This window comes from Pseudoalteromonas sp. NZS100, assembly GCF_015864815.1.
In the GTDB taxonomy this organism is placed as follows: Bacteria; Pseudomonadota; Gammaproteobacteria; order Enterobacterales; family Alteromonadaceae; genus Pseudoalteromonas; species Pseudoalteromonas distincta.
The window spans coordinates 1-6,379 of sequence record NZ_JADYWM010000038.1; the positions used below are offsets into that span (position 1 = coordinate 1).

Here is a 6,379-nt window from a genome sequence, read left to right on the forward strand (position 1 = left end):
TGTTGCTCGGTTTTTACTTAGCCCACTAGGTTACAAACCTCGCGCCGCGATTTAATCGCCCCTAGATTGAACAAATTCCAATCCAAATAATTCAACACGCCCTAGTGGTGCTCAAAACGTGCCACCAACTTCTCACCTTGCTCTTGGCTAATACGTGCTATTGAGTTGAGCATATTAGTCACTTCGCGTCTGTCGTATTCATTAGTTACATGCTCATTTATGTCATCAACAATTGCATTTAAATAATTAAACAAACTGTTTCGTGCATCGGTATCTTTATGGGCAACAAACAAAATATTTTTGAATGCCTCAAGCACGTTTGTCATTACGTATGCATCGCCTTTGGCGTAATTACGCAGCGGTGTAAAGTTGTCGTGTAATAACTCATCAAAGCTTGTTTCATGAAGGTATAGCAATGGGACATTGTCACTGTGCTTAAACGAGTAGTTAATATCGTTAATTGACAGCCGTTGAATAAGTAAAATGCTCAGCATATCAATTGATTTAACCGCAGTACCTGGATCGTTTATGCCTGGGCTCATTGCTTTAACCGCAATTTCTGATATTTGCGTCAACCCATAACGATAATGATCGCTAATGTATTCTTCTATATAAAAAATAAAGCAGTCGAGAATTTTATTTATCAGCTCTTCATCGTTTGCTATATCTTTATTACATTTTAAAAACGGGTAACCTTTAACTGTAAAATAACCTTGGTTAACAGAGATATATACCTTTATATCTTGCTCTGCCAAAATGGCACACAGCTTATCGGTATGTACGCCTTTATAATATCCTTCTGTTTTACTGCTAACCGAATGCCATTTGCTAAAGTCTGGAAAGTCTTCAACTGGTTTCTCTTGTTGTCTTTGTATTATTGTTTTAATTTCGTTTTTAGTTTGGCTAAACAAGCCATTTAACACGTTATCAACTTGAATAGCACGTGAGATTGAGTGTATAAAAAATACAAACAAACCTAATGAAATCAATCCAAAAACAAGTGCAAACAACACACCTATTGAAGGAATTGCCGTACTGCCACCATCAAGCTTATTAATATTTATAAGCATAATAATAGAGTAAATTATGCTGCCTAAATAAAACCCCAAAACCATTTGGTGTGATTTACGCGTAATAAGCCCTGGCACTACGCGGGGCGATAAACTCGCACTGGCCGAATTTAAAACCACCATTACCATCGAAAAACTAAACACGGTAAGCGAAATAATACTCCCCGCTAAAGTGCTTAAAATAGTCCGCGCGTTTTCGGCGCTATCTACAAGTACAACCGATATAAACGATTTTAGCTGCTCAACAGGGGCTAAATATTCAACCGACATTGTAATAATGGCAAATACCAAAAAGCCCACTGAAAGCATCGAAGGGTAAAAGCCAATACTGTTAATCATTTCACGGTAACTGTCGGCTACTTTGCGAGGTACAAACATAAAATCCTTATGTATTTTCTACTAACTTAATACCTCTAGCTTAGCATAGGCAATTATTAAACTTCTGATAATGCAGCTCAAATTTATGTGTTATTATCACGCCCACAATAATAGAGCGCATATTTATGCGATAAAAATAACAGGAAAACGCCGTGATCATTTCAACTTATGCTGCATTACTCGCATTCTTTTACATTTATTTAAGCTTTAACGTAATAAAAGTGCGCCGTGCGGAGCAAATATCACTTGGTGATAACGGTAATGCAACGCTACAACGTGCTGTGCGTGCCCACGCAAATTTTATGGAATACGTGCCATTTGCTTTAATTTTGCTTTTTTTAGCAGAGTACCAAGGGCTTGCTAGCCATTACTGCCATATATTAGGTGGTGCGTTATTAGTAGGGCGTGTGTTTCAAAATTTAGGCATCGTAGAAAAAAGCCTTAAATATCGCCAAATTGGTACTATTACTACATTTTTAGTCATGATTATCAGCGCCTTTGTATTACTAGTAACACGCGGCTAATTAAAGAAAAATTAATGAGCAAAATATTTATAATAGGTTTACCACGTACCGGCACAACTAGTGTGTGCCACGCATTTTTAGAGCTTGGCATTACAACAGCGCATACCGCGTATACTAATGCCTGTTTTGAAAATGCCAGTGCGATTGCCGACACTCCCATATTTAACGATTTTAAAGCGCTTGATATTCATTATCCTGACTCTAAGTTTATTTATTTAGAGCGCGAACTTGATGCATGGCTGCCTTCAATAAAACAGCTTTTAACGCGTATGCACACTAATTTAACGCGCGGCGACGGGGGCTTTAATATTCATATAAAGCGCTGTTATTTAAATACGTTTAGTGAGCTTTCGCTTGATAATATTAGCGACGATAGTTACTTAGCTCACTGCTATGAAACACATTTTAACGATGCTCACACGTGCTTTAAGAATCGTGAAAACGATTTTTTATCCATTGATATAGCAAAGCCCGATAGCTACAAAAAACTATGCGATTTTTTAGCATTAAAAAGTGAAAAAGCTGATTTTGAAAAAATGAATATGGGCGGTAAAGTCACCGCATGGAACGATATCAAACACCCGCTAAAAGTTGAATCCACCGCTAAAGGGCGCATAGATAAATTACTGCCTTACAAGATTTTTTAAATCAAATACGTTAAAATCCCCGCATTATTATTTAAGTTGTACAGAACATGTTTGAATTAAAATACCACACCCCATTTGAATGGACCGAAGTTGTCCTTGCTGACTTTAATACTTTTTTACAAGATCATGCCGCTGCAGAAAAAAAAGCATCGGGTATGGCTATGTCTATGCTTTCACATTACCCAGACAAACGTAAATTAGTAAAAGCCATGACCGACTTAGCATTAGAAGAATTAATACACTTTAAACAAGTGCTTAAGTTACTTTTAGAGCGCGATGTAAACTTAGGTGACGACAAAAAAGATCCGTACATAAAACAAATACGTGCACTGTTTAGACATGGTCGTGATGGTTTTTTAATGGACCGATTGCTGGTTGGCGGTGTAATTGAAGCACGTGGTCACGAGCGTTTTTCTTTAGTTGCACAAGCACTTCCTGAGGGTAAAGAAAAAGACTTTTATGTTGCGATTGCCAAGTCAGAAGAAAAACATAAAAACCTTTTTGTAGAGCTTGCTTACGAATACTTTGATAAAGAAGAAGTAGATACTCGCCTAGAAGAGTTACTTATAGCAGAAGCTAAAATCTGTGAAAGCATCCCATTTACAGCTGCTTTGCATTAACTAAAACTAGCGCAGAGCCTATTTTATTCGCTTTGCGCCACCTACCTCTACTCTCATTTCTTGGTTAAACCCTTCATGAATTATTGATTTGCAATTTGCGAATCAAAATAATAAAACACACTTTCACACATCTTAATGCATTGATAATAAAGATAAAAGCGTTTGGTCTCATACTTGCTACCTATACATTAAGCAAATTGAGGGAAAGGCTTATGTTAAAATTTACTTTTATACTATTACTAATATCTTTTAGCGCTGTAGGCAGTGAAAGTCATTTAGATTATATAGAAAATGCAAATGGTGAGCGGGTACAAAAAGTATCACACTTAGTTAAATGGACACATACTCGCTTTGTGTTTACCCGTGATATTTCGCGTATAGCACTTGGCCACGAAACAACGCTTGATGTGAACGTGGTTAATGGTCGCGAGCTACTAATTCTAGCTAAAAAGTTGGGCCGTACATCTATGATGGTGTGGTACGACGATAAAAGCTCGGAAACATTTTTACTTGGTGTTACCGAAGACTATAGCGTACTGGAAAATGCCTTAAACGATATTCACCCTGACGTGCAACTAACCATAGCACCTGATCGCCATGCTGTTGTATTACGAGGTGAAGTACCTACTATAAATTATCGTCATGCCGCTTATGAAGCTGCAAAAAACTATCTATATGCCAGTAGCTCACAAGCATCACAACCCGTTATTACCTCAAACCCTAACCAAGGAATGTTTAATTCTCTCGCTCAACGCTTGCAAGGATTGGGTAACGCAAACGGAGGTACCTCTCAAAACTCGAGCAAAGTCGCTATTATTAATTTAATAAAAGTAACTCAAGCACCCAAGCCAAAAGAAGAACGTATTAGCGAAGTAATTAAATCAATGGGCGCAGATAAAGTGACCATTAAACGCATCTCGGTTGATGAGCTATCAAATGATGATAGCGATGTATTTTTACTTTCCGGCTCTGTAAAAAACCAGATAGAGCTAGTGCGCTTATTAAATACAATTAATAAATTATTTGAACCAGAACAAGCATTACAAACTCAGGGTTCTCCCCTTGATCCTAATAATTTAATGGGCGGCGCAACGCAGGATAAAAGTTCAGGTATTGAAGTACTTGCCAACGAGTCGGGTGGGTTAATAAACGATGCTACATCAGGGTTAAACTTAAGTAATGTAAGTTCTAATATTGCAAGAGCAACGTTGCTTTCAGTGGCTGGCGGTAAAGTTTTGTCGAGCATTGAAGTTGAAGATTTACCTCAAGTGCGTGTGTCGGTGCAATTATACGAAGTAAATCAACGTAGATTAAAGCAATGGCGCCCAGATATTAGCGTACTGTCTAATGGGTATGAAAAAGAAGCGGGATTATTTGGTCGTGACGGTATGACTGAACGCGAATCAGGCTCTGCAACAATAGAAAATGCCCTGCAATTAATTGGCGGTCAATTAACTAATAACTTACAGCTTTCTACCTCACAGTTTGCCATTGATATGTTGTTTTCATTACTTGAACAAGAAGGTATTTCTCGAACACTTTCTCGCCCTACAATTACGGTTTTAGCCGGTGAAAGTGCCGTATTTAAGGTCGGTGGAGAAGTACCCGTACCTACAAGTTATAGCCCTTCAGGAATTACAAACGGGCAGCAAGGTAGTAGTGGTTCGGTGTTTAGCGGTACAGAATTTAAATCATTCGGAGTTGAATTAAATGTACGCGCCATGGTTGACGACAAAGACAGAATCACACTTGATCTAAACCCAGTAATTTCGCTACCCGATACCACGTTAACCGCCGAAATTGCACAAAGCACAGGCAGCAGTTTAAACAGTAGTGCATTTAATACACGCAGCATGCAAACATCAACGCGTTTAAAAGACGGACAACCTCTTATTATTGGTGGCTTAATTAGCACCGATAACAATGCAAGCCACGACTTTGTACCTGATGGCAACGGCAATAGCATGCTAGGAAAGTTAAGTGAAACAACCAGTAAAAGTGAAAACAACCGCGAGCTTATAATTGTTGTAACTCCAAACCTGGTGCGTGAGCCAATTAATACCTTACGTTCGTGGGAACAGGCAAATATAGACACCCAGATACTTAGCTATATACAGGAGCAAGGGCTATGAAAATACTTTATATAATTTTACTGCTTACTTTATCGGGTTGCGCTCATATTGATTACAAGCCAACAGTAAATCCTTACAACGCGCTGGGTGACATAGTTAAAAAATACCAATTAAATGCCCAACCATTAAAGTGCGAAGGTATTAATGCAAGTGACTGTTTGAACCTTGTGCATGAGGTGAATCAGTTAATGCTTGAACACCCCGATAACACGGCAATACTTTCAATATCGGCATATGTACTTTATAAAAGTGGCCGTGCTAATCAGTCTCAACAGGTTATAAACACTTTGCTTAATAAAGCTAACCCGCCGTTAAACGCAATTACTTTAGGAGTCACTTTATCAATAGAGCAAGGCAATTTAGCTAAAGCGAAAAGCATTGCCCAATACGGCGTAGATGTTTTTGGTACACATGCTTCACCATACCTGCAAATGGCCTCTATACATTATGCCCAGGGTAACTACGTTGTAGCTTCAAACTATTTAGAGCTTTCGGTTAAGTTTGGTTTAAATAGCACCGCCTATTTTTACCATAAAGGCCTAATTGAAGAAGCTAATACCAATAATTTATTGGCCTGTGGCTATTATGAGCAAGTTTTACGTGTCGAACCCACGCATCAAAAAGCACTCGCTAGGCGCGGTAAACTCTCTGTTTTAGGTAATTGTTATTCTTAAGGCCTTCGGGCCTTTTTTTATACCTAAAATTTGGCATTATTAAGGAGCCAAAACCACTTTATTATTTATCAAAAATAGTAGTAAAGCTTACGCTAATCATACGTTTTATAAGTTACCCCACAAGACTGCTTCTAATATTTAACCCTTTTTTGAACACCTATTAGTTTTAATAATTTAAAAGAGCGTCTCTAGGGTCTGTTGATCTTTCAAGGTTGAATTTGCAGCAGTCTGTTTGGTATTTAGGCAAGGCAGAGCCTATGTAGTGTGGTTATTCCCCATAAATGGGCGATAACGTAGCATTAATGCCAAACAGGCGCTGCCCAAAGGGTTCTTT

At 38.3% G+C, this 6,379-nt stretch carries 6 protein-coding genes; 5 read left to right on the forward strand and 1 reads right to left on the reverse strand.

Annotated elements, in window-relative coordinates; genetic code table 11:
* Window positions 1-101: 101 nt before the first annotated feature.
* Complete coding sequence (locus I6E69_RS20270; RefSeq protein ID WP_197122174.1) at window positions 102-1,448, reverse strand: DUF2254 domain-containing protein; 1,347 nt, start codon at window positions 1,446-1,448, stop codon at window positions 102-104.
* 152 nt (window positions 1,449-1,600) lie between these two features.
* Here I6E69_RS20270 and I6E69_RS20275 point away from each other — a divergent pair, with 152 nt between their 5' ends.
* The 5 genes from I6E69_RS20275 (at window position 1,601) to I6E69_RS20295 (ending at window position 6,045) form a co-directional block, all read left to right on the forward strand.
* Window positions 1,601-1,972: an MAPEG family protein gene (locus tag I6E69_RS20275; protein ID WP_002962524.1), complete on the forward strand. Its 372-nt coding sequence runs from the start codon at window positions 1,601-1,603 to the stop codon at window positions 1,970-1,972.
* Between the two features lie 14 nt (window positions 1,973-1,986).
* Window positions 1,987-2,619: a sulfotransferase gene (locus I6E69_RS20280; RefSeq protein ID WP_197122176.1), complete on the forward strand. Its 633-nt coding sequence runs from the start codon at window positions 1,987-1,989 to the stop codon at window positions 2,617-2,619.
* Between the two features lie 47 nt (window positions 2,620-2,666).
* Window positions 2,667-3,239: a tRNA-(ms[2]io[6]A)-hydroxylase gene (locus I6E69_RS20285; protein ID WP_002962521.1), complete on the forward strand. Its 573-nt coding sequence runs from the start codon at window positions 2,667-2,669 to the stop codon at window positions 3,237-3,239.
* A gap of 212 nt (window positions 3,240-3,451) precedes the next feature.
* On the forward strand, window positions 3,452-5,371 hold the full coding sequence (locus I6E69_RS20290; RefSeq protein WP_197122178.1) for a pilus assembly protein N-terminal domain-containing protein: 1,920 nt from the start codon (window positions 3,452-3,454) through the stop codon (window positions 5,369-5,371).
* Window positions 5,368-6,045, forward strand: coding sequence for a lipopolysaccharide assembly protein LapB (locus I6E69_RS20295; RefSeq protein WP_197122181.1), 678 nt, complete (start codon window positions 5,368-5,370; stop codon window positions 6,043-6,045). Before I6E69_RS20290 ends, I6E69_RS20295 begins: the two co-directional genes overlap by 4 nt.
* The last annotated feature ends 334 nt before the right edge of the window (window positions 6,046-6,379 follow it).

Bases quoted from the DNA above. Each gene is read 5' to 3' on its own strand.
- I6E69_RS20270 (WP_197122174.1), bottom strand. From the start codon at position 1,448: ATGTTTGTACCTCGCAAAGTAGCCGACAGTTACCGTGAAATGATTAAC.
- I6E69_RS20285 (WP_002962521.1), top strand. From the start codon at position 2,667: ATGTTTGAATTAAAATACCACACCCCATTTGAATGGACCGAAGTTGTC.
- I6E69_RS20280 (WP_197122176.1), top strand. From the start codon at position 1,987: ATGAGCAAAATATTTATAATAGGTTTACCACGTACCGGCACAACTAGT.
- I6E69_RS20290 (WP_197122178.1), top strand. From the start codon at position 3,452: ATGTTAAAATTTACTTTTATACTATTACTAATATCTTTTAGCGCTGTA.
- I6E69_RS20295 (WP_197122181.1), top strand. From the start codon at position 5,368: ATGAAAATACTTTATATAATTTTACTGCTTACTTTATCGGGTTGCGCT.